The following is a 23538-nucleotide window of genomic DNA, read 5'->3' on the forward strand; positions in this document are numbered from 1 at the left end:
GGGTCGGGAAGTGATGCGGATACCCGACCCCGCCCGCCTTCGGTGGCGCGTGGGCGTGCCCTCGTGTCCCGCGTGACCTGCGAAGACGAGAAGTCTGCAAACCAGATTGCATTAATTCCCCTGATGTGCGCGACGCGACGTGCACCGCCCACGGGACGCACACCGCCCACCGCGGGGGGCGGCTCGCGCACCGTGACACTCTGGATCCGCGCGCAGCCTCCGCGCCGGCCGCCGGTGCTGCGCGGCGTGCGCCGCCGCCTGGCCGCCCCGCTCCGCCCACTCGGCGTCGGCGTCAGCGACGGCGACAGGGTCGAGGTCGGGGTCGGGTCGACGCGAGGACCCGGGGCCCCGCGCAACCTTGCATGCAAATTGGACTGCACTGCATGATGTGCTTGCAATTCGAATTTCATTCACTGGGGTGTGCGCGTCCGTCCAGGCCCGCACACCCGGCGAAAGGTGCAGCATGGGTGCTCAGGTGCGCGAGCAGGAGTTCGCGGGACTGCGGTGGCTGGTGGCCGACGGCGAGCGGGAGGACGTCTTCCGGATGCTCGGCGAGGCGGCCAGGGCCGAGATCCGCACGGTCCACCAGGAGCTCCCCGAAGCGGAGGCGCTGCACAAGTGGTCCCGGACCGAAGCGGGCGCCGCACACCTGAGGCGCCTGGTGAACGCGACCCGGCGCGGCTGCCCCACCCAGGTGCGGGAGCTGACGGCGCTGGCACGGGGAGCGGGTCTGCCCTCGTTGATGCCGGCCAACCTGCGCGGCGATCTCGGCGCCGGTGACGGCACGGGCTGCACCGATCTGGGGTGGCGCCGCGCGCGCTCGTACGTGGCGCACAACGAGGACGGTGCCCCGGTGCTGGACGGCCGGCTGATGCTGCTGACGCTGCGCATCGACGGCGACGCCCCCGTGACCGTCCAGTGGTACCCGGGCTTTCTCCCCGCCAACACCTTTGTCGCCACGGGCCACGGACTGGTGTGGGGCATCAACCACATCCAGGCCACCCGTCCGGCGCTCGCCCCGGGCCGCCACTTCGTCGCCCGGGCGCTGCAGCAGTCGCCCGATCTGGAGGCCGCCGCGCAGCTCCTGCGCACCCTCCCCTCCGCCGGCGGCTTCACCTACACCCTCGGGGAGCTCGATACGGGGCGGGTCGCCGTGGTCGAGGCCGTCGCCGGGCGGGCCACGACGGTCGAGGCGCAGCCCGCGCGTCCGCTCCAGTGGCACACCAACCATCTGCGCCACCATCCGCTCCCGCTGGACGTGCCGGACGCGCAGCCGTCGGGCGGCCTCGGCCGCCGGGCGTCCGCCGCCCTGGGCGGCTACGAGGAGAGCCGGGCCCGCGGCAAGGTCCTGGCCGCCCTGGAAGTGCCCGAAGCGGAGCCCTCCGCCGACTGGTTCCTGGACACCCTCACCTCCGCTCCGCTACCCGAGGGCGTCCATCGCACGGCGGCCGGTTCGGACCCGCTGATGACCCTGTGCACGACTGTCGCCGACCTCACCGCGGGCAGCGTCACCCTGCGGGTCCCGGGCCGCTCCGACGCCACCGTGCCGCTCGCCGCGTACGTGCGGGGCGAGACCGGCGCACCGTGACTCCTGGCCCGTCCCACACCGGGGGACAATCCTGATATGGCATCGCAACCGCAGTCCCCGCCGCAGACCTATGACGAACTCATCGCCGTCCTGCACGCGCGCACCACCACGCTGACCCGTTCCCAGCGCCTGCTGGCCGACCGGGTGATGGCCGACCCCGAGGGCGTGGCCTTCATGACGGTCTCGGAGCTGGCGTCCGCGGTCGGGGTGAACGAGGCCACCGTCGTCCGGTTCGCCACCAGCCTGGGCCTGGAAGGCTACCCCGGCCTGACCCGGCTGTGCCGGGAGCGGCTGCGCGAGCAGGCCCAGCTCCTGCGCCGCTACAACCAGTTGCAGCAGCTCACCGCCGAGGGCGGCGACCCCCTGGAGCGGGCCGTGGCCCTCGACCAGGCCAACATCGCCCGCACCTTCGCGCGTATCAACCCCGAGCTGTGGCAGGTGGCCGTCAAGGCCATCGCCGACGGCCCCCGCGTCCATGTGATGGGGCTGCGCAAGTGCCATGCTCCTGCCTACCTGCTGAGCTACTTGCTGCGGATGCTCCGCGAGGAGGTGTACACCGTCACGGGCGCCGCCGGCAGCCTCACCGACGAGCTCCGCGGCGTCCAGGACGGCGACTGCTTCGTGGCGGTCTCCATCCACCGCTACAGCGCCGAGACGGTCAAGGCAGCGGCGTGGGCCCGCTCTCGCGGCGCCTTTTGCCTGGCGCTGACCGACAACCCGTCGTCCCCGCTGGCCACCACCGCCGACCAGGCGTTCTACGTCGACGCCGCCGGTCCGTCCGTGCTGCGGTCCCTGACGGCCTTCACCTCCCTCGTCCAGGCGCTGGCCACCGGAGTGGCCCAGGCCCGCGGCCACGAAGCCCGCTCCACCCTGCTGCGGGAAGAGGAACTGCTGGAGACGTTCTCCGTCTACGAGGCGCGCGAGCAATGACAAGGCGGAAGGGGGACAGCATGCCGCCCCCCTTCCGCCGCCCGCGGTGCCGGTGTTCAGCCCTGCCTGGCCAGACCGTGCAGCGCACCGCGCAGACGCTCCAGCGACGACGCCACCCACGGCAGCGACACCGGATCGTCGCACTCCAGCGCCTGCCGGCGCTCGGCGGCGGTCTCGCCGTACAGCAGGCTGGTCGCCACCCGCATGCGCAGTCCGTCCTCCGCGTCGCCGAACGCCTCCCCGGCCAGCACGCCCACGCCATGGCGCTCCAACAGCGCCTCGGCCAGTGCCGCCCCGCCGTCGATGCCCTGACCGGCGAGGACGGGCCGCAGTGGTGCGAAGTCCGGGTACAGGTAGAAGCCCGCCTCCGGCCGGCGGCACACGGCGCCGGCGGCGACGAACTCGGCGTGCGCCGCCTGCGCCACCGCGGCGTGCAGCCGCCGCGACCGGTCCACATGGCGCATCAGCTCCGGCGGGTCCTGCAGCACATGGCAGGCCACCGCCTGCATGGGCGCGGCCAGGCTCGACCAGATCTCACTGGCCACCCCGACCAGGTCGTTCAGCAGGCTCCGACCCCAGGCGCCGTGCGGTACCCGGGCCATCCCGATCCGCCAGCCGCCCAGGGCCATCGACTTGCTCAGACCGGTGGTCACCACCGTGCGCTCCGGCAGGAAGTCCGTGGCGCGGGGCGCCCGCCCGTCATGGACGAGATCGGCGTAGATCTCGTCGGCGATCACCACCAGCCCCCACTTCTCGGCGATCGCGCAGACCTCCCGTACGTGCTCCACCCGGGCCACCGTGCCGGTCGGGTTGTCCGGCACGGTCAGCACGAGGATCCCCGGGCGGGCGCCGGTGGCCTGTGCGTCACCCAGGGCCTGTTCGAGCAACCGCGGGTCGGGTACACCGCCGGACTCGGCCGGTATGGGGACGTCGATGGTCCGCTTCGCCGCCAGCGACGCCTGGGCCGCGTAGCTCACCCAGGACGGACAGGGCAGGACGACGTCCCCGGGCAGCGCCAGCAGGAGCGCGAACAGCAGCGGCTTGCTTCCGGGGGCGAACAGCACCTGCTCCGGCCCGGTCTTCGCCCCGCGGCGGGAGAACCAGCCGGCCGCGGCCTCCCGCGCCGCCGGCGATCCCACCACCGGGCCGTAACTGTTGCGTCCGGCCGCCCCGGCCAGCACCGCGGCCACCGAATCCGGCACCGGCAGACCCGCCTCGCCGAACCCCAGATGCAGCACCTTCTGACCTGCGGCCCGACGGGCCTCCAGGGTCTCGTTGATGGCCAAGGTCGCCGAATGCATCGTCACGTCGCCCACACTCCTCACGCGTAGCAGCAGAGCCAAGCAATGACTCCTGCACTCGTCAGGCTAGATGAAAATTCATTTGCATTCAACCGAATGAGTGTCCCGTGGATCCGCGGTCGGGCGGTCGGGTGGCCGGGAGGCCCGGCGGTCGGGTGGCCGGGGAGTCGGCCCGCGGGCGTGGCGCGGGTGCCTCCCCCTCCGCTTCGATTCGCCGCCGTACCGCTCGGTCCGGGCAAAGTCCCCGGCCGGCCGGAGTGCAGCGGCGCCCACGCCGGACGCCGCACGCCGTCATGACGCGCGATACACAAACCCCCGCCGGAACAAGCCGGCGGGGGTTCGCTTCCTCACGGTCGCCCCTATGACGCCCCACTCCCCCCGGCAGCGGGACCTGCGCGGTTACCGGTGCCGTGGGAGATGTGAGTTGATCAGTGGGCGAAGCCCCAGTCGAGCATCTTGGTGGCGTCGTCGAAGCGGCTCTTGTCGTTGCCGTCCTTGAGGATCGCACCGACCAGGGTGCGGTTGTCCCGCTCGGCGGCGAAGACGAGGGCGTAGCCGGCCTCCGGGCCGCTGCCCGTCTTGATGCCCAGGACACCGTCGTAGCTGCTCAGCAGCTTGTTGGTGTTGTCCCAGGTGTAGTACCGGGTGTGGCCGTTGGCGGCCGGGGCCTCGGCCTTGAACTGCTTGATCTTCACGATGTCGGCGAACACCGGCTGCAGCATGGCGCGCTGGCCGAGCTTGGCCAGGTCGCGGGCGGTGCTGTGGTTGTTGCCGTGCGAGATGCCGTCGAAGCTGTCGAAGTGCGTTCCGGTCAGGCCCAGTTGCTGCGCCTCGGCGTTCATCTGGTTCACGAAGTCTGCGGTCCGCGCGTCCTGGGTGGCCCCGAAGCCGAAGTTGTCGGCCAGGGCCATCGCGGCGTCGTCGCCGGACGGGATCAGCATGGCGTGCAGCAGTTGCTCGACGGTCAGCGTGTCGCCGGTCTGGAGGTCGGCGGTGCTGCCGCCGACCTTCTGGACGTAGTCCCGGTACTCCTGCTTCACCGTGATCTGCCGGTTCAGCCACTCCGGGTGCTTGAGCACCACGAGAGCAGTCATGATCTTGGTGGTGCTGGCCATCGACACGCTCTCGTCGGCCTTGGCCCCGCCCCACAGCTCCCGCTCCTGGCTGCCGTCGCGAGCGTCCAGCAGGAAGGCGTGGTCGGCGCTGATCCGGGGGGCGTCCTGGTCGTTCTCGTCTGCGGAGTGCGCGGCGCCCGGGGTGGCCGCCTGGGCGAGGCCGCCGGCGGTGATCGGCAGGGCGGCACCGACAAGTGCGACCATCGCGATCCGGACTCCGGTGCGGTGTATGCGATTGGGGCGGGCATGGGAACCCATGGGGCGTCCATCCTTCCGGCGAAGGGACGCCGGTATGTAGTCGAACTCGATTCACAGTGAACCTACTTGTGTGGTGACAGTGGCTCAAGTCGGCTATGTCATAGCCATGGAACGGGCTTCACCTCTTGGTGTGTTGCGCGGGTGACTGGCGGTTCCCGTGGGTGGGCCGCTCGCGTGCAGCGCCCGTTCGACCGGCCGTCTCCCCTGGGTACCTGGTTCGCTGCCGGTCCGCGTCCATTCCGGCGGGCCGGCCTTCGCCCGGCTCCGAGAGTCCTACGGGGATGCGGATAATGCCTGGACCTCTGCGGGCGACCGCGCTAGCGTAAGCGCACGCCCGTGATCACAGATAAGGAGGCGAGAGCGATGCCCACCACGACAGCTTTGCGCTCCCGCCCTGTCCACCGGGCGTCTCAGGTCTGATCCGGGAGCGCGTCACTCTCCCGAAGGATCGCTTCCCATGACTGAACTGGTCATCCGTCCGCTCACCGCGGGCGAGACCCCCCTCTTCGCCTCCCTGCCCGACCCGGGCGTCGTCGGCCGCGCCGTGCTCGGCGATGCCTACGGCATGATTGCCGACGGCGGCCGGTACCGGCCCGACTGGACCTGGGTCGCCCTGCGCGAGGGAATCATCGTCGCCCGCGCGGCCTGGTGGGCCAGGCCCGGGGACGACCAGCCCGCCGCCCTCGACTGGTTCGACTTCACCGACGGCGAGGCCGCTGTCCAACTGCTGCGCGCCGCCCCCTTCCACGCCGAGTACAGCCTGCTGCTGCCACCCGGTTGGCGCGACGAGCCGGACGTGCGGGCCGCAGCCGACGCCCGGATGGCCGCAGCCGAGGCGGCCGGCCTCCGGAAGCTGGTCGAACGCTACCGCTACACCTGGACCTCCGACTGCCCGCTTCCGGCCCGCACCGGGCGCCTGGAGTACCGGCCGGAGCCGGACGACAGCGTCATCCGGGACGTGGTGCGGCGTATCCAGGAAGGCTCCCTGGACGCCCATGACCTGCACGACATCGCGCAGTACGGCAGGGACGGCGCCGTCGAAGAGCTCCTCGGCCTCCTCACCTGTACGACTTCCCCACGGGACTGGTGGCGGGTGGCCTGCAACCCCGCCGGCGAGGTGGCAGGCTTCCACGTCCCCGCCCGCAACGCAGCAGGCTCCTGCATCGGCTTCATCGGCGTCCTCCCCGAGCAGCGCGGGCACGGCTACGCCTACGACCTGCTGGTCGAGTGCACCCAAGACCTGGTGGCGCGAGGCGCGACGCGCATCGTGGCCGCGACCGACCAGGGGAACTTCCCGATGGCCGCACACTTCGCGACGGCGGGATATCCGGTCAGCGAGGAGCGCATCGACTTCGTCTGACCGGAGTCGTGCCATGGTGACGGTGACGGTCTGACGCCTGCTGCCCGACCGGTCCGCGGCTCGGTGCGCCCGGCCCGCCTTTTTCCCGGCAGGGGAAGTGTGTTGACCGGTGATGACGCCGGAAGACAGAGCGCCGCGTTCGGGTTCGGGACAGGGCCCGGCTGGAGGTTCGGGACAGGCCCCCTGCCCCAGACCGTTGCCCCAGACCGTTCCGGCGACAGGCCATGTCGATCCCGTCCCGGTGGGTGGCCTGATCCAGCACTGAGACCAACCAGCATCCACCTCACAACCGTTCGACCGCACGTGAGGACCGGGCGGTTGAGGCTGTGCGGGCAGCAGTCGGACCACGCGGGCGAGCGCCGCCCACTCCTTGCGGCGACGGTGCCGATCACCCCGATGCCGGACGGCGATTGTGGAGTTCGACGGTCACGCTCACATCCGTTCCGGTGCCGAGACCCCGAGCAGCTGCAGCCCGTTGCGCAGCACCAGCCTGGCGGCCTCCGTGAGCCACAACCTGGCCCGGGTGCGGTCGTCCGGGTCCTCGCCGGCCCGCGGCAGGACCCGGCACGCGTCGTAGAAGCGGTGGTACGTGCCGGCCAGCTGCTCCAGGTAGTGCGCGACCCGGTGTGGCTCGCGCAGCGTGGCGGCGGTCGCCACGACCTGCGGGAACTCGGCCAGCATGCCCAGCAGGTCGGCCTCCCGCTCGTGGGTGAGCAAAGAGGGGTCGAAGTCCTCCGGCGTGCCCTTCCCGATCACGGCTTCCTCCGCCCTGCGCTGTACGGCGCACGGCCGGGTGTGCGCGTACTGGACGTAGTAGACGGGGTTGTCGTTCGACTGCCGGGTGAGCAGGTCGATGTCGAGATCGATCATCGTGTCCACGCCGACCCGCGCCAGCGCGTACCGCGCGGCGTCCACGCCCACCGCCTCGACGAGATCGTCCAGGGTGACGACCGTGCCCGCCCGCTTGCTCATCCGGACCGGCACACCGTCCTTGACCAGGTTGACCAGTTGACCGATCAGGATCTCCAGATGCGTGTCCGGGTCGTCACCGAAGCAGGCCGCCATGGCCCGCATCCGGCCCACATAGCCCGCATGGTCGGCGCCGAGCATGATGACGACCCGCTCGAATCCCCGGGACCGCTTGTTGAGGTAGTACGCGCAATCCGCGGTGAAGTACGTCCAGGAACCGTCGCTCTTCACCAGGACCCGGTCCTTGTCGTCACCGAAGTCCGTGGTGCGCAGCCAGACCGCGCCCTCTTCCTCGAAGACGTGACCGCCCTCCCGCAGGCGCGTGACGGCGACGTCCAGGTCGCCCCTGTCGTGCAGGTCCTTCTCGTTGAAGTAGACGTCGAAGCGGGTACCGAACCCGGCGAGCGACGTCTTGATCTCGTCGAACATCAGCGCCGTCCCCTCCGTCCGGAAGGCGGCGACGGCCTCGGTCTGCGCCAGTTCCAGGGCCCCGGGCCGCCGGCGCAGCACCGTGGCGGCGATGTCCTCGATGTACGCGCCGCTGTAGCCGTCTTCGGGTACCGGTGAGCCCTGCGCCGCGGCGAGCAGGGAGCGGGCGAAGCGGTCGATCTGGCCGCCGGCGTCGTTGAAGTAGTACTCCCGCGACACGTCTGCGCCCGCTGCCTCGAGCAGCCGGGCGAGCACATCACCCACGACCGCCCACCGGGCCCCGCCGATGTGCACCGGTCCGGTGGGGTTCGCGGAGACGAACTCCAGATTGAGCCGAAGGCCGCCGAGCCGGTCCGAACGGCCATAGGCGTCACCGGCCAGGACGATGTCCCGCGCCAAGGCACCGATCGCCGCGCTCTCCAGGGTGATGTTCAGGAAACCGGGGCCCGCCACCTCGGCCTTCGCGACGGCGGCGGCCGCGCCCACCAGCGGCGCCAACACCTCGGCGACGGTGCGGGCAGGCAGCCCGGCGGACTTGGCGAGCTGCAGGGCGACGTTGGTCGAGTAGTCGCCATGGCTGCGGTGCCGGGGGCGCTCCACACGGATCTCCTTGGGCACCTCTGCTGAGATGCGTCCGGACCGGATGGCCGTGTGTACGCCGTCGGAGATGACGACCGCAAGATCTTCTGGAGTCACGGCGGCGACGCTACCGGGGCCGACGCCGCCGTACACACCGATTATTCGGGGGGCTCACAGCCCCACGGCTGCCCGCCGGCAACGAACGTCACGGCCAGGTCCTCACGGCCACTACTTCACAGCCAGACCTTCACCCTCAGGACCTCAGCGCCGCGGCTTCACCGTCCCGGCCTCGCCGTCAGAACCTCACCGTCGAGACCGTGTGGACGACCGGGTGGCCCGGCTCGTCGTAGTTGACCATGATCCGCTGGTACGGGTGCGGTGACCGGCCCGTGGTGCTGGTACCGGCCCAGGGCACGTCGATGCTGAAGTCCCAGCCGACCTTCGATGCCTGCTCGGGCGGGATGGTCCGGTGGTCCTTCTTCAGGGCGGCGGTGCTGGTGCCGACGGCGTTGAGGTAGTGCTCAAGTCCCCATTTGTTGGTTCTGAACTGCACGAACAGCGAACTGGTCTGCCAGGAGTTGGTCTCGTAGTAGTAGACCGGGGTGGAGCCGATCGGCACCGGGACGTTGTAGATCCGCTGCTGGACCTTGGAGGGGAAGGCGTTGGTCAGGCCGGTGGCGGCGGCCTCGGCCTCCTTGCCCTCGCCGCTGTCCCGGCTCTGCTCGGCGGAGATGACGATATAGCCGGCCGGGATGGCGATCAGCAGGAAGACGATCAGCGCCATCAGCACCGGGCGCCGGCGCTTGACGCGGGGCGGCGGTGCGGGGTGCGGTTCGTCGTGCACGGTGTGCAGGTCGGTGTCGGTCATCGGCGGCCCGCCCGTTCGTATCGTTCGTAGCGCTCGACGCGGCGCCGGTTGGCGCGCCGGAAGCGGCGGGCCACCAGGCGGGCCAGGTCGGCGGCGCCGACCATACCGGCCTCGGGACCCAACTGGGCCTTGGCGAGGGTGGCTTCGGGACGGTAGCCACGCCCGGTGAGATGCCGCCGGAAGGCCTCCCTGGCCGGGCCGATCAGCAGGTCGTCGGCGGCGCTGACGCCGCCGCCGATGACGAAGCACGACGGGTCGAGGGCGGCGGCGAGGTTGGCGATGCCGACGCCCAGCCACTGGCCGATCTCCTGGAGGAGTTCGACGCACATCGCGTCGCCCTCCCTGGCCAGCTCGGTGATCAGCGGTCCGGTGATGTCGCCGATGCGGCCGCCGACCCGCTCGATGATGTTGTACGCCACCGGGGAGTCGGCGGCGGCCAGCTCCCGGGCCTCGCGCACCAGGGCGTTGCCGGAGCTGTACTGCTCCCAGCAGCCGCGGTTGCCGCACGGGCAGCGGTGGCCGCCCGGGACGACCTGCATATGGCCGAATTCGCCGGCCACGCCGTACTTGCCGCGCTTGACGGCGCCGTCCTCCAGGATCGCGCCGCCGATGCCGGTACCGAGCGTGATCATGACGAGGTGGTCCTCGCCGCGGCCGGCGCCGAAGCGCCACTCCGCCCAGGCGGCGGTGTTGGCGTCGTTGTCGACCATGACGGGGACCGCGAGGCGGCCGGCGAGGCGGTCACGCAGCGGTTCGTTCCGCCAGTTCAGATGGGGCGCGAACAGCACCTTGCTGCGGTCCGCGTCGACCCAGCCGGCCGCGCCGATGCCGACCGCGTGGACGTCGTGGCGGTCGGAGAGGTCGAGCACCAGCTCGGTGATGGTGTCCTCGACGACCCGGGGGCTCTTGGACTTGTCCGGCGTCTCGGTGCGGACCTTCTCCAGGATGGTGCCGTCGGCGTCGACGACGCCCGCCATGACCTTGGTGCCGCCGATGTCGATGCCGACGGTGGGCACCCGGGGGGCGGTCAGATGCGAGCGTCGCTCGCGGGCACCGACCGTGCGCAGCACGGTGGCACTGGCCGATCCTCGGTGCACCCGGTCCCGGTACATGCTCATCGACCCACCTCTTCGCCGTATCTCCCCCACTGCCTCATGGGCGTGGGTGGTACCCCCATGCGGCGGCTGTGTGCACGCAAGAGTCGTCTCGTCCCTGCGGGTGTCGGGAGGCCGGGGCCTCGATGTGCGGGTTCGGTGCGATTGTGCATCACCGGCGGCGTCCGGCGCACCGCGACGGGGAGTAACGCGCCCCGCACAGCTCTGCGGCCGTGCGGGGCGTGGTGGTGATCACTCGGGGCGATGGCCGCCGGGGAATTCCGGGGTCGCGGTCCGGGCCAGCTCATGACTGAGCTGTTCCAGTTCGCTGCCGCCCGCCATTTGGCGGGTCAGCTCTTCCAGGGTGATCTCCGATTTGGCGTGGCTGCCGGCCATGGCGCCGCGTTTGAGCAGGACGAAGCGGTCACCGACGAGATACGCATGGTGCGGATTGTGGGTGATCAACACCACGCCGAGCCCGGCGTCCCGCGCGGCCGCGACGTACTTGAGGACGACGCCGGACTGCTTGACGCCGAGGGCCGCCGTCGGCTCGTCCAGGACCAGGACCTTGGCGCCGAAGTAGACGGCGCGGGCGATGGCCACGCACTGGCGTTCGCCGCCCGAGAGGGTGCCGATGGGCTGGTCGACATCGCGCAGGTCGATGCCCATCCGCAGCAGCTCGCTGCGGGTGGTCTTGCGCATCGTCTTGACGTCGAGCCGCTTGAAGGGGCCCACGCCGGTGGTGGGCTCGGAGCCGAGGAAGAAATTCCGCCACACCGGCATGAGGGGAACGACGGCCAGATCCTGGTAGACGGTGGCGATCCCGCGGTCCAGGGCCTCGCGCGGGGAGGAGAGGCCGGTCTCCTCGCCGTCGATGGTGAAGGATCCTGCGTCGTGCCGGTGCAGCCCCGCGATGATCTTGATGAGGGTGGATTTGCCGGCGCCGTTGTCCCCGAGCACACAGGAGATCTCGCCCGCGTGGACCTCCAGGGACACGCCTTCCAGCGCCCGGACATTGCCGTAGAACTTGCTGACGTCACTCAGCTCGACCAGCGCGGTCATGCCTTTTCCTCCGCCCGCTTGCGGACCCATGCGTTCAGGAGTGTGGCGAGCAGCAGCATCGCGCCGAGGAAGAACTTGTACCAGTCCGGATTCCACTGCGCGTAGACGATGCCCTTGCTGGCCATGCCGAAGATGAAGGCGCCGACGGCCGCGCCGATCGCCGAGCCGAAGCCGCCGGTCATCAGACAGCCGCCGACCGCCGCGGCGATGATGTAGAGGAATTCATTGCCCACCCCGTCACCGGACTGGATGGCGTCGTACGAGAACAGCAGGTGCTGGCCGGAGACCCAGGCGGCGAACGCGACGCCCATGTAAAGGCCGATCTTGGTCTTGGTGACCGGGACACCCACCGCCCGTGCGGCGTCGGCGTTGCCGCCGACCGCGAAGATCCAGTTGCCGACGCGGGTGCGCAGCAGGATCCAGGTGGCGAGGGCGACCAGCACGATCCACCACAGGATGGTGATCTGGATGTCGACATCGCCGAGGGACAGATGCGAGGCGAAGACCTTGCGGGCCGACTCGAAGCCCTCCATGTCGGCGATGGACTTCGTCGAGACCGTGCCGTCGATCAGCTTGGTGAAGCCGAGGTTGAGGCCGGTCAGCATGAAGAAGGTGCCCAGCGTGATGATGAAGCTGGGCAGTTTCGTGCGGGTCAGCAGCAGGCCGTTGAAGGCCCCGATGGCCAGGGTGACCAGCAGCGATACCCCGACGCCCACCCACGTGTCGGCCGTCATCTGGTAGCTGAACATCGAGGAGATCAGTGCCGAGCTGACGACCATGACGCCGGCCGAGAGATCGAATTCCCCGCCGATCATCAGCAGCGCCACCGGCACGGCCATGATGCCGATCGTCGAGGACGCATAGAGCACCGTGGAGAGGCTGGAGGCCCGCAGGAACGGTTCGGCGACGATCGAGAAGAACACGAAGACCGCGGCGGCGCCGACGACCGAGCCCAGTTCGGGGCGGCCCATCAGCCGGCGTGCCAGGGAGCGGTGCAGCAGCCGTTCGTCGCCACCGCTCTTGGCGGGCGGCCCCGCGGGCTGCAGCGGCGGTGCGTCGGTGTGGCTCATCGCGTCCCCCGCTTCGTGTAGTCCTGCAGCGCGGCGGCGTCCTTCTTGGTGATCACCTGAGGTCCGGTGAGCACCGGCTTGCCGCCGCCGAGGACGTCGGAGTTGTACTTGTAGAGCCACAGCAGGTCGACGGCCTCGTAGCCCTGGAGGTAGGGCTGCTGGTCGACGGCGAAGCCGAGGGAGCCGTCCTTGAGGCCGGTCGCGACCTGGGCGTTGAGGTCGAAGGTGTCGATCTCGGCCTTGCTGCCTGCCTGCTCCTTGGCCTTGACGGCGGTGGGGGCGAACGGGGCGCCGAGTGTGACGACGGCGTCGATGGAGCTGTCCGCCTGGAGCTTGGACTCGATGGAGGACTGCACATCGGGCATGTTGGTGCCCTCGACGTACAGCTTCTGCAGATCGCCCTTGAAGGTCTTCTCGGCGCCGTCGCAGCGCTGCTCGTGGCCGACGTTGCCCTGTTCGTGCAGGACGCACAGGGCCTTCTTCCGGCCGCGCTTGTTCAGCTCCTCGCCGACCGCCTCACCGGCCACCGTCTCGTCCTGCCCGATGTGACTGAGCGCACCGAAGGCCTTCGACGCCTCGGCGCCGGAGTTCACCGTGATCACCGGGATGCCGGCCTTCTCGGCCTTGGCGATCACGTCCTTCATGGCGTTGGGCTTGGCGAGCGAGACGATCAGCCCGTCGACCTTCTGGTCGATGTAGGACTGCACCAGCTGGCTCTGCCGCTGGGCCTCCTTGTCGTGCCCGTAGACGAACTTGATGTTGTCCTTGACGGCGGCCTGCTGGGCGCCGTTCTGGACGATGTCCCAGAAGGTGTCGCCGTCTCCCGAGTGGGTGACCATCGCGAACGTCCACCTGGGGGTGTTCACCGCGGCCTTGCCGCCCGCGGACTTGGCGGCGCGTTCCTGTTCGGCGCGCAGGCCTCCGGTGCTGCTGCACCCCGCCAGAGCCACGCCGAGCACCGCCGCCAGCACGGCGCCGACGATGCGTCCCCTTCTTCGAACCCGTGCCACGAGGACTCGCCCTTCCCGCTGATGCTGCCGTATCGGCTGCGTTGGTTGACTGCTCGACTGCGTTGGTTGACTGCGCTGCCCGGACCGGCCGGTGGGGGCGTGTGCGGTGTCGCGCACCGCCCCGCCCGGCACCGGTCGGCCGGGACCGGCCGGCCAAGTATCCGTTACCGGTGATCTGTCCCGGTTCATCGGGTCCCGTCTTCCCTGGGGCTTCACCGGGTGCCTCGCCCGGTGTATGCGGTCAGCTTCGGTACGTCCTTCTCGGTGACCAGGGCCGGCCCGGTGAGCACCGGCCTGCCGCCGCCGAGCACATCGGCATTGGCCTTGTGGAGCCAGAGCAGATCCACCGCCTCGTAACCCTGGAGGTAGGGCTGCTGGTCGACGGCGAAGGTGACGTCCTTGGCCTTGAGCAGCTTGACGACGGCGGAGTTCAGGTCGAAGGTCGCCAGCTGCGCGGAGCTGCCCGCCTCCTCCTTGGCCTTGACGGAGATCGCCGCCATCGGCGCACCGAGCGTGACGATCGCGTCGATGTCCTTGTCCGACTGGAGCTTGGCCTCGACGGAGGACTGTGAAGCGGGCGCGTTGGTGCCGTCGACATCCAGGTTCTCGACCGTCCCTCGGAAGGCCTTGCGGACCCCGGCACAGCGGTCCTCCAGCGACACGTTGCCCTGCTCGTGGACGACGCAGAGGGCCTTCCTCCGGTGCCGGCGGTTCAGCTCCTCGCCGACCGCGCGCCCCGCCACCGACTCGTCCTGCCCGATGTGCGTCAGCGCCCCGTACGCCCGGGAGAGCTCGCCGCCGGAGTTGATGGTGATGACGGGTATGCCCTGCGCCTCGGCCTTGCGGACGGCCGCCTTGACGGCCTGCGGCTTGGCGAGGGTGACGATCAGCCCGTCGACCTTCTGATCGATGTACGACTGGATCAGCGCGGCCTGCTGGGCGCCCTCCTTGTCATGGGCATACAGGAACTTCACGTTGTCCTTGGCGGCGGCCTGCTCGGCACCGTTCTGCACGATGTCCCAGAAGGTGTCACCGTCGCCGGAGTGGCTGACCATCCCGATCGTCATGCGCGGGGTGGCGGCGCCCTTGCCGGACCCGGACGCCGCCCCCTCGGCGCCCTGCCCGCCGGAGGCGCTGCACCCGGTGGCCAGCGCGAGGGTCGTCAGTAAGGCGGCGCTGCGCACCGCGACGCCGCGGACAGTGAGGGGACCAGCCGTACGCACGCCCATCATCGTGGGACCGCCTTTTCTCCCGGCCGCCGGACTGCGGCTGGAGGAGTTTGTAACGGCGCGCGTAGAGCCACGTCAATGGTTTGTCAGAACATTCTGACGAAGAGGCTCCCCAGAGGTATCCCAGAGGGGGCATTTCCACCGAAACCGCCTCGCCCGCCGGATTGATCTCGGGGGGCGGAGCCGGCAGACCGGCCCTCTCGGCCGGCCCTGCCGGGCCGGCTCCGGGTCGCTCAGGACCACTCAGGGGCGGAGCCGCTCAGGGGCGCGCTCGGCCGCCGCCCCCAGGGGCGGTCGGCGCCGCTCTCAGGGGGCGCGCTCAGGGCGCTCCCAGGGCTGCCCTCAGGGCCGCACGAGCAACTGGAACTCGAAGGCGTACCGGGAGGCTCGGTAGACATGCGAGCCGAATTCGACCGCGCGCCCGGTGTCGTCGAACGTGGTGCGCTGCATCGTGAGCAGCGGGGCGCCTTCGGGTTCGTCGAGCCGTTCCCCCTCCTCGACGGTCGCGGCGCGCGCGCCCACGGCCTGACGGGCGCTGTGCAGGGTGATGCCGGCCGACCGCATCAGGCGGTACAGACCGGTCTCCTCCAGCTCGGCCGTCTCCAGCCTGAGCAGCCCCGCGGGAAGGTGATTGCGCAGATGCGCGACGGGCTCGCCGTGTGTCAGCCGCAGCCGCTCGACCAGCGCGACCTCGGCCCCCTCTGCGATCCCCAGCGCGGCGGCGACCTCGGCGTCGGCCTCGGTGGTGGTGTTGAGCAGCACCCGGGTGGCGGGCTTCTGTCCGGCGGCCTCCAGGTCGTCGTAGAGGCTGCTCAGCTCCAGCGGGCGCTTGACCTGGCTGTGGACGACCTGGGTGCCGATCCCCCTGCGGCGCACCAGGAGCCCCTTGTCGACCAGTGACTGGATCGCCTGCCGCACCGTCGGCCGGGACAGGCCGAGCCGGCCGGCCAGCTCGATCTCATTGCCGAGCAGGCTGCCGGGAGCCAGCTTGCCGTGCTCGATCGCGGCCTCCAGCTGCTGGGACAGCTGGAAATACAACGGGACCGGGCTGCTCCGGTCCACGCTGAACTGGAGGGGGCTCTCGGCGCCCTGGGCTTCTGTTTCGCGTTTCCCCACGCTGGCGAGCGTATCCGTCCGGACAGATGACGGGAAGTCCGGAGGTCACATTGTCCGGACAAGGGGGGAGGGCTTGCCTTCCGGGGGAGGGACGGGACGGGCCGGGGCAGGCTTGGGAGGGGGCCGGCCCGGGCAGACTGGATGCCCGCCCCCTCCCCGAGGAGTCCGCCGGCCATGTCCGTACGTCGCGTCGTCCCCGACATCCAGTCCGACGCCCTGGAGGAGAGCCGCACGTTCTACGGCCTGCTGGGGTTCGAGGAGGTCATGAACCTGGGCTGGGTCATGACCCTGGCGTCCCCCGCCAACCCCACCGCCCAGCTCACCTTCATGACCCAGGACAAGACCGCCCCGGTCACCCCCGACATGAGCGTCGAGGTCGATGACGTGGATGCGGTCCACGCCGCCCTGCTGACCGCGGGCGCCGACATCGTCCGGCCGCTCCGGGACGAGGAGTGGGGCGTCCGCCGGTTCTTCGTCAAGGATCCGAACGGCCGGGTCGTCAATGTCCTTTCACACCAGGCGTCGCCTCGCGAGGCCAAGAACGAGGACGGCGCGCCCTAGGTTGTGTCCCTCCACTTCGTAACCAGGTGATTACCGCTGCCAACACGGCTGCAGAGCGGTAGACGATCGCGAGTTTGCCGTAACGGGTTGCCAGGCCCCGCCACTGCTTGAGCAGGTTGAAGGAGCGTTCCACGACGTTCGCTCCCGTTGCGGCAGGTGGGAGCGCCGACCGGCCTTGTCCGGCCGAGTCGTGTTCGCGGCGTGCGCTGGTGAGCCCGGTTGATCGTCGAGTCGACCGAGACCGTCCAGTCGATCCCGCCGATCGAGTCCGCCTGAGCCGTCAGCCGCGCCAGAATCGTGTCCCGGGTGCCGTCGGCCGCCCACCTGCGATGGCGTTTCCACACCGTCTGCCAGGGGCCGAACGCCTCGCGGGGCAGTTCTCTCCACGGGATCCCGGTGCGGTACCGGTAGATGATCCCGTCGATGATGCGACGGTGGTCGGCAAACGGGCGCCCTGTCTTCCCGGCGTTGCGAGGAAGACAGGGCGCCAGGCGTGCCCACTGCTCGTCGGTCAGCAGGCGCAGGCGCCGCTCGTGGTCACCGAGGTTTGTAGGCGGTGGCCAGTACGGAGACCGTGACCCGGTCGGGGAGGAGGCCGTCATCGTGCAACTCGGTACGGCTCAAGTGACGTGCGCTCGGCGTCATCCTGACCAAGTCCAGGGCCTCCGGCCCGACCAGGGCTATCGAGTACTCCACGCGTTCGGTAACGACGGCCTCGAAGTGGGGGTCCAGTGCCCGGTGCAGGCGTTGTTCCTTGGTGGGGTCGATGGTGACCATCGCAGGCACCCGGCCGCGCAGTTCAGCCAGGTGCCGCCCAGTCGGACGGATCACGATCAGCCGGCCGGCCGGGCGGAGTACTCGGCAGAACTCGGCTGGGTTGCGCGGCGCGAACACGTCCAACACCACGTCAGCCACCCCGTCAGCCATCGGGAAGGGGCGGAAGACATCCCAGGTCGCCGCGGCGGCGCGTTCATGGGATCGGGCTGCGACGCGCAGCGCGCGCACCGACGTATCCAGGCCGACCCCTCGGGAGCCGGGCAGCTGGTCGAGGACGCCGGCCAGGTAGTAGCCCGTGCCGCATCCGACGTCCACGACCGTGCCCCGCTCAGGGGCTGAGTCGGCCGCCAGGTGGGCCGCGGCCTGTCGGATGGGGGCGTACCTGCCGGTGGCCAGGAAGCGGTCCCGAGCCTGGACCATGGCCGCATCGTCGCCGCTGGTGGCCCGGGTGCCCGTCAGGAGGCCGGCGTAGCCATGGCGGGCGATGTCGAAGGTATGGCCCGCCGGACAGCGCAGTGAGCCGCGGTCGGGGTGCAGGTCGCGCGTGCGGCACGTCGGGCAGCGCAACACGTCGAGGGACAGTTCGAGGGCAGGGGGAAGCAACACGGGCACGAGGCACTCCTGGCAAGACCGAAGGGAAGAGACCGTGCCTGCACGCGCACACGGAAGGTCACTGCCTCAGGAAGCAACGGGCAGTGCCAGGAAGGTGGTTCGCACAGCAGGCACACCAAGGAGGGCGATGCCGTCCGACATCGCCCTCAACGCCTTCCGATCACAGGAAGCAGCAGTGCGGGGTGCTCATGAATGCCACACCACGAGTTTACGTGCCTCGACGAAATCCCGATCCAAACGAAACTGCCTAGGCCGCGCTCTTTGATGGGCTGGTCAGTTGATCGGATGTATCCGTCCGATTAGTGATCAGCGATGCCATGTGGGACCGGATCGACCGGCGATGCCGGCCGATCCGGTCCGCGGCACAGGACGTCGACCGATCCGGTCCAATCACAGGACGTCGGCCAGTGTGCTGCGCGCCAGTACGTCACCGTTGCGGGTAGCCCACTCGTCCAATTCGCGGTACGTCAGTCCCGAACGCTTTGAACTGCTGCGTCGACCCGACAAGGTCGGCAGCGTCTTGGGCTGCGTGCGGCGACACCTCACCCCAGGTTCCCCATGATCGTCATGCTGCTGTGTGGTCATGTCATAGGGGCAACGGTGGAATCCGCCATGCCTCACTGTCCGGGACGCGATCCGGACAACGTCCTGACCAGCCCGGGCCCGCCCGGCTGACCAGGCCGGACATGTGCCGGACCGTCCCGGACATGTCCCGGACAGGTTGCGTGCTGACATCCCGAGATCCCAGGAACAAGCTTGGAACATCCGACCCGACGGGAAACCCGAACACAGGTATCCGTCAACATCCCTCAATCCAAGTGGAGTTCACCTATGAGGATGCGTTTAGCCGTCGCGGCGGCTGTTCTGGGCGCTACCGCCGCTGTCGCCGTGCCGGCGACGGCGACTGCTGCCCCGTCAGCGATCTCTTCGTCCTGGTACGACACCCACGAGGACTTCAACAAGAAGGACGCGTGCCACCAGCGCGGTCAGTGGTGGAAGGACAACCACACCAACGTCATTCGGTGGCGCTGCGACTGGACCTCGACCCGCAGGTTCCATCTGTACCTGCTGCTCCGCTGATCCAGGTACTTCAAACGGTCCGTCCCTCCGTAAGAGGGGCGGACCGTCGTCGCGGGGGGGCCGGTGGAGTAGTGGGCGGCAGGCCGGTGTGCATGTCTGCAATCAAGCTCGCTTGCCGGGGATACGGGGCAAGACCATGCTGTCGGTCGTCCTTGGACGAGCGGCCGTCGACGCCGGCCATCGCGTCTACTTCGCCACCGCCGCCGAACTCGCAGCCATGTGCCACAAGGCCGCGCTCGAAGGCGCTGGAAGACCGGCAAGCGCTGCTTCGCGGGCCCGAAGCATTTGATCATCGATGAGCTCGGCCATCTTCCGCTGCCCGAGGACGGTGCCTCAGCCCTGTTGCAGGTGATCAAGGCGAGGTATCTCAAGTCCAGCAGAGGAAGCCGCCCGCCCACCATCGCCAACCGCGTCACCGACATCGCCCCGCTCAGCCGCCTCCAGTGAGCTTCGGCTGAACATCGCCGATCACCCGGCCCGCCGACCTGACGGTCGGCGGGCCCACAACGCGGCTTCGTCCACGAGTACGACCGCGCTGGGCTCCGTCCTAGCAGTGCTTGTCGCGTTGTCTCCGCGCCATCGAGCACGAACTCAAGCGGACGGCGTGATCGCGGACCGCAAGCCGAGCCACTGCTCGGCGTCCCAGGCCTGGAACCGCTCCACCTCGGTGAACCCCAGCTTTGCCGCGAGGCGCATCGAGCCAACGTTGGCGGTCTGGGTGGCGAGCACGACCGGCTCGCCGGGAAGGACGCCGTCGAACCAGTCGAGTGCCGCCGCGCACGCCTCGGTGGCATACCCGAATCCCCACGCCCTCGACAGGAACAGGTAGCCGAGATCGACCTTCCCCGCAGCAACCGGCCGACGATGCTCCGTTGCCCTCCTGAGCAGGATCTGGCCGATCATCGCCCCGTCGAGATCAACGACGAAACTCCCCGGCCACCGCTCGGGGACCCCGGGAATCTCGCGCTCAAGCTCGCCACGCGACCGGGGGCCACCAAGGTAGGTGTGCACCTCTGGCGACGTCAGCAGTTCGATGAACGCCGCACGGTCCCGGGCCTCGGGCGCTCGGAGTACGAGCCGCTCGGTCTTGATCGGGGCAGGCGGCCAGGCGACGGGGCCGAGTTCAGTCATGCCGACCAACTAATCAGCAGGCTCGATAGCGATCAAGGCTCGCGGACCCCGATCAAGCCAACAGCCCGGCCCCACACTCACCAACGGCGTCGTGCAGGCCTGGATACTCAGTGGTCACGCCGCCGGGCGCGTCGAAGCGGTGCCGCCCACATCGCACACCACGACGTGAAACTCGCTGATGGCCGCTGCCAGGACGGTCACCTCTGGCGGGCCGTCACATTGCCTTACCTCGTGGCCACGGCAAGGTACCTCAGGAGGAGGCTGATACTGCGATCATCCCCGGTCCGGATGTCTAGCTCCGTGCAGTGATGGCCTGGACAGGCCGAAGATTACTGAGTGGCCTGCGGAATCTGCGTATTCCGATCGGCGCTCTCCTCGGGGGCAGCGTCGTTCGTTGCACGGGTGCGTGAGGCCCTACGCCTTCTGGAGCCCAGATATGTTGCGGCGATCGAGGCGCAGGCGACTGCGGTGATGCCGAGCCATTGAGGCCAGTTGAGGTGCTGGCCGAGGATGGCCAGGCCGAACACGGCGCCCGCGGCCGGTTCCAGGCTCGTCAGTACGCCAAAGACGCGGGGCGGAATCCGGCGTAGCGCTTCGAGGTTGAGCGAGTACGGCAGCACGCTGGAGGCAATCGCCACGATTGCCGCCACGCAGAGGACGTGTGCATCTAGCAGGGCGCTTCCGGCATGTGCGATCCCATAGGGGGCACTGAGCAGCGCCGCCCAGGTGATGGCCAGGGCCAGTCCCTGGCCGCCGCTGAGGCGAGTGGCCATGCGGGCGGAAACGAGGATGTATCCGGCCCAGCAGCTGGCTGCTGCGGCGGCTAGGACGAGGCCGGCTGGGGAGAGGGATACGCCGCCTCCGTCGCTCAGCAGGAGCACGCCGCCTGCCGCCAGACAAGCAGGGAGCAGGTCGATCGCGCGGCGGGAGCCGGCCAGGGCGATAGTGAACGGGCCGAGGAACTCGATGGTGGCGACGATCCCGAGAGGGACGTGGTTGACGGCTTCAAAGAACGTGATGTGGTGCCCTGCGAGCAGGGTCCCGGCGGCGAGGACTGTCCCCCAGGCCCCTTTCACCTCGCTGAGGGTTTGGCGCCGCGGGCGCCATAACAGGCATAGGACCACGCCGGCGATCAGCAGCCTCAGAAACACCACACCGGCGGCGCCTGCCTGGGGATATGCGCTGGGGGCGAGCGCTGCACCGAATTGGATTCCGCACACGCCGGCCAGTACAAGGCATGGTGCGGGCACGTTGCCCGCGAGGGCGGAGAGGCCTTGGGCCGTGCTGCTCTGCTGCATTCCACTCTCCGTGGTTCTGGTCCCAGGCACGCGGAGGTGACCCGGGCCGGATGGTGCATACGGGGCGACCGGCGGCATGGGCCGTGCTGTCGACCCGTCGTGCGTGATCGGCAGTGGTCATTCGCCGACGCGCAGGCGCCCCACCTCGTGGATCTGGGCGTGCACTGCCGGCAGCGTCGCAGCGGTCCGTAGGTCCAGCTTGTCGGACAGAGGAGAAGCGGCCGCGGCATCGGTGAGCACCACCTCGGCGTATCCGCCACTGCCGACGAGAGCGGCTACCGTCTGACCCACCCGCAGCCCCTCGACGCCTTCCCCGACCGTGCGTATGCGCCTGCAGACTTCAGTACCTCGAGGTCGTGCCCCGGTAACTCGATCGCCCGCATACGCAACCTACCCCTCCATGAGTGTTCAATGGAAAGCGAACACTAGCACTGTAAGGTGGGCATCGAACACTCAGCAAGTGAGTGTGTCTGCTCCGGAGGAGGAACGGGATGTCAGACCGGGCTGGAGGCAGAAGCTACCGTCCGGCACCTGTGCACACACATCCGGATGACGTCCCCCTTTTGACTGCACTGTCCGCGCTCGCGGACCCTGTGCGCATTCAGTTGATCCGTGACCTGGCAAACCACCGTGACTGGACGCTCAGCTGCAGCAACTTCGACGTGCCGGTCGGCAGGGCCGCCAAGAGCCACCACTTCTCCGTCCTGCGCGAGGCCGGCCTTGTTGAACAACGTGACCAGGGCCCGAAGCGGCTCAACCGACTGCGCCGCGCCGAGTTTGACGCCCGCTTTCCCGGACTCCTCGACCTGATTCTCAGACCCGATGACACCGTCTGAAGGGCAAGCCGCCCGCCCGCTCCAAGCCAGCACGGTGAGTGTTCTCCAGCGCCGAGGCTCCCGGCTACGCCGTCCTCGGCCCCACCGCCAGGCTCGCTGCGTGGGACGTTGAGTCCGTGTGTTCGGCCTGCGGGCAGATAACGGCCGAATGCGGCCAGGACCTCCCCGCCCGGCTGCGGGACCGGCTACTCGCCGACAACGGGCCCGGCCACGTTGCACCCGCCGAATCCGTCGGAGAGCGCGTCACCGTCATGAGGGTGCTGCGCGCTGAACTCGGCCTTGGCCTGACGGAGGCCAAAGCTGCCGCAGGCCAGGTGCGGGCAGGGGCCTACCCAGGAGCGCTGCCCGAAGTGGAAGCCCCCGCCCGCAAGCTGTTCATCACTCCCTCACTTCATCCAGGCATCCTCGTACTTGCGGTAGGTCCCGTCATGGGTGGCCAGGTGTACCCACTGGTCCACGTACGCCTTGAACTCGTTGTCGCCGCGGGGCAGGGCGTAGGCCTTTTCGGAGAAGGAAAAGGGCTTGTCCGGGTGGAGCGAGCAGAGTTCGGGGTGGATCTTGGCTTGGTAGCGGGTCTCACTCGCGTCGGTCATCATCACGTCCGCGCGCCCCGCGATGATCTCGTCGAAGATCGTGGTGTTGTCCGGGTGGACCGTGAGGGTGGCCCGCCGGAGATGGGCGCGCGCGAATTCCTCGTTGGTGCCACCGGGGTTGACGATGACTTTGGTTCCGGGCCGGTCGATCTGTTGCAGGGTCTGGTACTTGTCCTTGTCCGCACAGCGCACGAGGGGCGTCTTGCCGTCGGTGCGGGTGGGCTCGCTGAAGTAGACGGAGCGAGCGCGCGGGAGGGTGACCGAGACGCCCCCCATGACGATGTCACAGCGGCCGGCCGACAGGTCGCCGACGAGCTTGGCCCAGGTCGTGGCCACGTAACGAGGTTTCGCGTCAAGGCTCTTGGCGAGGTCCCCGGCCATTGTGATGTCCACGCCGCCGTAGCTGCCGGTCTTGGGGTCGCGGTAGCTGAAGGGGCGGTAGTCGCCGGTGGTGCAGACCCGCAGCACACCGCGGCGGGGGACGGCGTCGAGGACCGAGGCCTTCGCGCCGGAGGCGGGTGGGGCACCCCCTCCTCCGGCCGGGGCGTCCGGGACCGCCGGCGCGGCGGCGGTGACGGCGAGCAGACAAGCCAGGGCGGAGAGGGTGGCGGCGCGCTTCATAAGGGCTCCTGTGACTCCTGGACGCGGCGGCGTGATCGCGTGATCGAAGCG

At 69.6% G+C, this 23538-nt stretch carries 22 protein-coding genes and 1 pseudogene; 7 read left to right on the plus strand and 16 right to left on the minus strand.

What is annotated here, in order from left to right; translation table 11 throughout:
• Positions 1-463 precede the first annotated feature (463 nt).
• The gene (locus tag ACGFR7_RS23435; protein ID WP_393322460.1) at positions 464-1588 is read left to right on the plus strand and encodes a C45 family autoproteolytic acyltransferase/hydolase; all 1125 of its coding nucleotides are present in this window, start codon (positions 464-466) and stop codon (positions 1586-1588) included.
• Positions 1589-1624: 36 nt separating this feature from the next.
• A complete protein-coding gene (locus tag ACGFR7_RS23440; RefSeq protein ID WP_393322463.1) occupies positions 1625-2518 on the plus strand; it encodes a MurR/RpiR family transcriptional regulator in 894 nt (297 codons plus the stop codon).
• 56 nt (positions 2519-2574) lie between these two features.
• On the opposite strand, the gene ACGFR7_RS23445 is transcribed toward ACGFR7_RS23440, so the two are convergent.
• A complete protein-coding gene (locus ACGFR7_RS23445; RefSeq protein ID WP_393322983.1) occupies positions 2575-3819 on the minus strand; it encodes a pyridoxal phosphate-dependent aminotransferase in 1245 nt (414 codons plus the stop codon).
• Between the two features lie 428 nt (positions 3820-4247).
• Positions 4248-5192 carry a D-alanyl-D-alanine carboxypeptidase family protein gene (locus ACGFR7_RS23450; RefSeq protein ID WP_393322465.1) on the minus strand — a complete coding sequence of 315 codons (945 nt, stop codon included), beginning with the start codon at positions 5190-5192 and terminating at the stop codon, positions 4248-4250.
• A gap of 457 nt (positions 5193-5649) precedes the next feature.
• Here ACGFR7_RS23450 and ACGFR7_RS23455 point away from each other — a divergent pair, with 457 nt between their 5' ends.
• On the plus strand, positions 5650-6552 hold the full coding sequence (locus tag ACGFR7_RS23455) for a GNAT family N-acetyltransferase (protein ID WP_393322468.1): 903 nt from the start codon (positions 5650-5652) through the stop codon (positions 6550-6552).
• A gap of 432 nt (positions 6553-6984) precedes the next feature.
• On the opposite strand, the gene argS is transcribed toward ACGFR7_RS23455, so the two are convergent.
• The 8 genes from argS to ACGFR7_RS23495 form a co-directional block, all read right to left on the minus strand.
• Entirely contained in the window at positions 6985-8646 is a 1662-nt protein-coding gene (gene argS, locus ACGFR7_RS23460) for an arginine--tRNA ligase (RefSeq protein ID WP_393322471.1), read from the minus strand.
• 178 nt (positions 8647-8824) lie between these two features.
• A complete protein-coding gene (locus ACGFR7_RS23465) occupies positions 8825-9397 on the minus strand; it encodes a hypothetical protein (RefSeq protein ID WP_393322474.1) in 573 nt (190 codons plus the stop codon).
• Complete coding sequence (locus ACGFR7_RS23470; protein ID WP_393322477.1) at positions 9394-10515, minus strand: ROK family glucokinase; 1122 nt, start codon at positions 10513-10515, stop codon at positions 9394-9396. Before ACGFR7_RS23470 ends, ACGFR7_RS23465 begins: the two co-directional genes overlap by 4 nt.
• Positions 10516-10743: 228 nt before the next feature.
• Positions 10744-11553: an ATP-binding cassette domain-containing protein gene (locus ACGFR7_RS23475; protein WP_393322480.1), complete on the minus strand. Its 810-nt coding sequence runs from the start codon at positions 11551-11553 to the stop codon at positions 10744-10746.
• Positions 11550-12623 carry an ABC transporter permease gene (locus tag ACGFR7_RS23480; RefSeq protein ID WP_393322483.1) on the minus strand — a complete coding sequence of 358 codons (1074 nt, stop codon included), beginning with the start codon at positions 12621-12623 and terminating at the stop codon, positions 11550-11552. The genes ACGFR7_RS23475 and ACGFR7_RS23480 overlap by 4 nt, the downstream gene beginning before the upstream one ends.
• Positions 12620-13594 carry a sugar ABC transporter substrate-binding protein gene (locus tag ACGFR7_RS23485; RefSeq protein ID WP_393322985.1) on the minus strand — a complete coding sequence of 325 codons (975 nt, stop codon included), beginning with the start codon at positions 13592-13594 and terminating at the stop codon, positions 12620-12622. Before ACGFR7_RS23485 ends, ACGFR7_RS23480 begins: the two co-directional genes overlap by 4 nt.
• 251 nt (positions 13595-13845) lie before the next feature.
• Entirely contained in the window at positions 13846-14865 is a 1020-nt protein-coding gene (locus tag ACGFR7_RS23490) for a sugar ABC transporter substrate-binding protein (RefSeq protein ID WP_393322485.1), read from the minus strand.
• 339 nt (positions 14866-15204) lie between these two features.
• Positions 15205-15978, minus strand: coding sequence for a GntR family transcriptional regulator (locus ACGFR7_RS23495; protein WP_393322488.1), 774 nt, complete (start codon positions 15976-15978; stop codon positions 15205-15207).
• Between the two features lie 174 nt (positions 15979-16152).
• Here ACGFR7_RS23495 and ACGFR7_RS23500 point away from each other — a divergent pair, with 174 nt between their 5' ends.
• Positions 16153-16539 carry a VOC family protein gene (locus ACGFR7_RS23500; RefSeq protein ID WP_393322489.1) on the plus strand — a complete coding sequence of 129 codons (387 nt, stop codon included), beginning with the start codon at positions 16153-16155 and terminating at the stop codon, positions 16537-16539.
• A gap of 13 nt (positions 16540-16552) precedes the next feature.
• On the opposite strand, the pseudogene ACGFR7_RS23505 reads toward ACGFR7_RS23500, so the two are convergent.
• Both ACGFR7_RS23505 and ACGFR7_RS23510 read right to left on the minus strand, forming a co-directional pair.
• Positions 16553-17063, minus strand: a pseudogene (locus ACGFR7_RS23505) (IS5 family transposase); the annotation flags it as partial.
• Between the two features lie 13 nt (positions 17064-17076).
• The gene (locus tag ACGFR7_RS23510) at positions 17077-17928 is read right to left on the minus strand and encodes a putative RNA methyltransferase (protein ID WP_393322492.1); all 852 of its coding nucleotides are present in this window, start codon (positions 17926-17928) and stop codon (positions 17077-17079) included.
• A gap of 831 nt (positions 17929-18759) precedes the next feature.
• On the opposite strand from ACGFR7_RS23510, the gene ACGFR7_RS23515 reads away from it, so the two are divergent.
• Complete coding sequence (locus ACGFR7_RS23515; RefSeq protein ID WP_393322494.1) at positions 18760-19008, plus strand: hypothetical protein; 249 nt, start codon at positions 18760-18762, stop codon at positions 19006-19008.
• A gap of 219 nt (positions 19009-19227) precedes the next feature.
• Entirely contained in the window at positions 19228-19455 is a 228-nt protein-coding gene (locus tag ACGFR7_RS23520; protein ID WP_393322497.1) for an ATP-binding protein, read from the plus strand.
• A 144-nt stretch (positions 19456-19599) separates the two neighbouring features.
• Here the strand turns inward: ACGFR7_RS23520 and ACGFR7_RS23525 are convergent, their stop codons facing one another.
• From ACGFR7_RS23525 to ACGFR7_RS23535, 3 genes are all read right to left on the minus strand, one after another.
• On the minus strand, positions 19600-20139 hold the full coding sequence (locus ACGFR7_RS23525) for a GNAT family N-acetyltransferase (protein ID WP_393322500.1): 540 nt from the start codon (positions 20137-20139) through the stop codon (positions 19600-19602).
• A gap of 329 nt (positions 20140-20468) precedes the next feature.
• Positions 20469-21437 carry a DMT family transporter gene (locus ACGFR7_RS23530; RefSeq protein ID WP_393322503.1) on the minus strand — a complete coding sequence of 323 codons (969 nt, stop codon included), beginning with the start codon at positions 21435-21437 and terminating at the stop codon, positions 20469-20471.
• A gap of 117 nt (positions 21438-21554) precedes the next feature.
• Positions 21555-21728, minus strand: coding sequence for a hypothetical protein (locus tag ACGFR7_RS23535; RefSeq protein WP_393322505.1), 174 nt, complete (start codon positions 21726-21728; stop codon positions 21555-21557).
• 200 nt (positions 21729-21928) lie between these two features.
• On the opposite strand from ACGFR7_RS23535, the gene ACGFR7_RS23540 reads away from it, so the two are divergent.
• Positions 21929-22273 (plus strand): ArsR/SmtB family transcription factor, encoded by a 345-nt coding sequence (locus tag ACGFR7_RS23540; RefSeq protein WP_393322508.1) that lies wholly within the window; start codon positions 21929-21931, stop codon positions 22271-22273.
• Positions 22274-22659: 386 nt separating this feature from the next.
• Here ACGFR7_RS23540 and ACGFR7_RS23545 read toward each other — a convergent pair whose 3' ends face one another.
• Positions 22660-23487: a transporter substrate-binding domain-containing protein gene (locus ACGFR7_RS23545; RefSeq protein WP_393322511.1), complete on the minus strand. Its 828-nt coding sequence runs from the start codon at positions 23485-23487 to the stop codon at positions 22660-22662.
• Positions 23488-23538: the final 51 nt, after the last annotated feature.

The organism is Streptomyces sp. NPDC048516, assembly GCF_043199875.1.
GTDB lineage: Bacteria > Actinomycetota > Actinomycetes > Streptomycetales > Streptomycetaceae > Streptomyces.

Excerpts from the sequence above, each read along its gene's own strand:
- ACGFR7_RS23435 (WP_393322460.1), top strand. The coding sequence starts at position 464 with ATGGGTGCTCAGGTGCGCGAGCAGGAGTTCGCGGGACTGCGGTGGCTG.
- ACGFR7_RS23440 (WP_393322463.1), top strand. The coding sequence starts at position 1,625 with ATGGCATCGCAACCGCAGTCCCCGCCGCAGACCTATGACGAACTCATC.
- ACGFR7_RS23445 (WP_393322983.1), bottom strand. The coding sequence starts at position 3,819 with ATGCATTCGGCGACCTTGGCCATCAACGAGACCCTGGAGGCCCGTCGG.
- ACGFR7_RS23450 (WP_393322465.1), bottom strand. The coding sequence starts at position 5,192 with ATGGGTTCCCATGCCCGCCCCAATCGCATACACCGCACCGGAGTCCGG.
- ACGFR7_RS23455 (WP_393322468.1), top strand. The coding sequence starts at position 5,650 with ATGACTGAACTGGTCATCCGTCCGCTCACCGCGGGCGAGACCCCCCTC.
- ACGFR7_RS23465 (WP_393322474.1), bottom strand. The coding sequence starts at position 9,397 with ATGACCGACACCGACCTGCACACCGTGCACGACGAACCGCACCCCGCA.
- ACGFR7_RS23470 (WP_393322477.1), bottom strand. The coding sequence starts at position 10,515 with ATGAGCATGTACCGGGACCGGGTGCACCGAGGATCGGCCAGTGCCACC.
- ACGFR7_RS23475 (WP_393322480.1), bottom strand. The coding sequence starts at position 11,553 with ATGACCGCGCTGGTCGAGCTGAGTGACGTCAGCAAGTTCTACGGCAAT.
- ACGFR7_RS23480 (WP_393322483.1), bottom strand. The coding sequence starts at position 12,623 with ATGAGCCACACCGACGCACCGCCGCTGCAGCCCGCGGGGCCGCCCGCC.
- ACGFR7_RS23490 (WP_393322485.1), bottom strand. The coding sequence starts at position 14,865 with ATGATGGGCGTGCGTACGGCTGGTCCCCTCACTGTCCGCGGCGTCGCG.
- ACGFR7_RS23500 (WP_393322489.1), top strand. The coding sequence starts at position 16,153 with ATGTCCGTACGTCGCGTCGTCCCCGACATCCAGTCCGACGCCCTGGAG.
- ACGFR7_RS23515 (WP_393322494.1), top strand. The coding sequence starts at position 18,760 with ATGAGGATGCGTTTAGCCGTCGCGGCGGCTGTTCTGGGCGCTACCGCC.
- ACGFR7_RS23525 (WP_393322500.1), bottom strand. The coding sequence starts at position 20,139 with ATGACTGAACTCGGCCCCGTCGCCTGGCCGCCTGCCCCGATCAAGACC.
- ACGFR7_RS23530 (WP_393322503.1), bottom strand. The coding sequence starts at position 21,437 with ATGCAGCAGAGCAGCACGGCCCAAGGCCTCTCCGCCCTCGCGGGCAAC.
- ACGFR7_RS23540 (WP_393322508.1), top strand. The coding sequence starts at position 21,929 with ATGTCAGACCGGGCTGGAGGCAGAAGCTACCGTCCGGCACCTGTGCAC.
- ACGFR7_RS23545 (WP_393322511.1), bottom strand. The coding sequence starts at position 23,487 with ATGAAGCGCGCCGCCACCCTCTCCGCCCTGGCTTGTCTGCTCGCCGTC.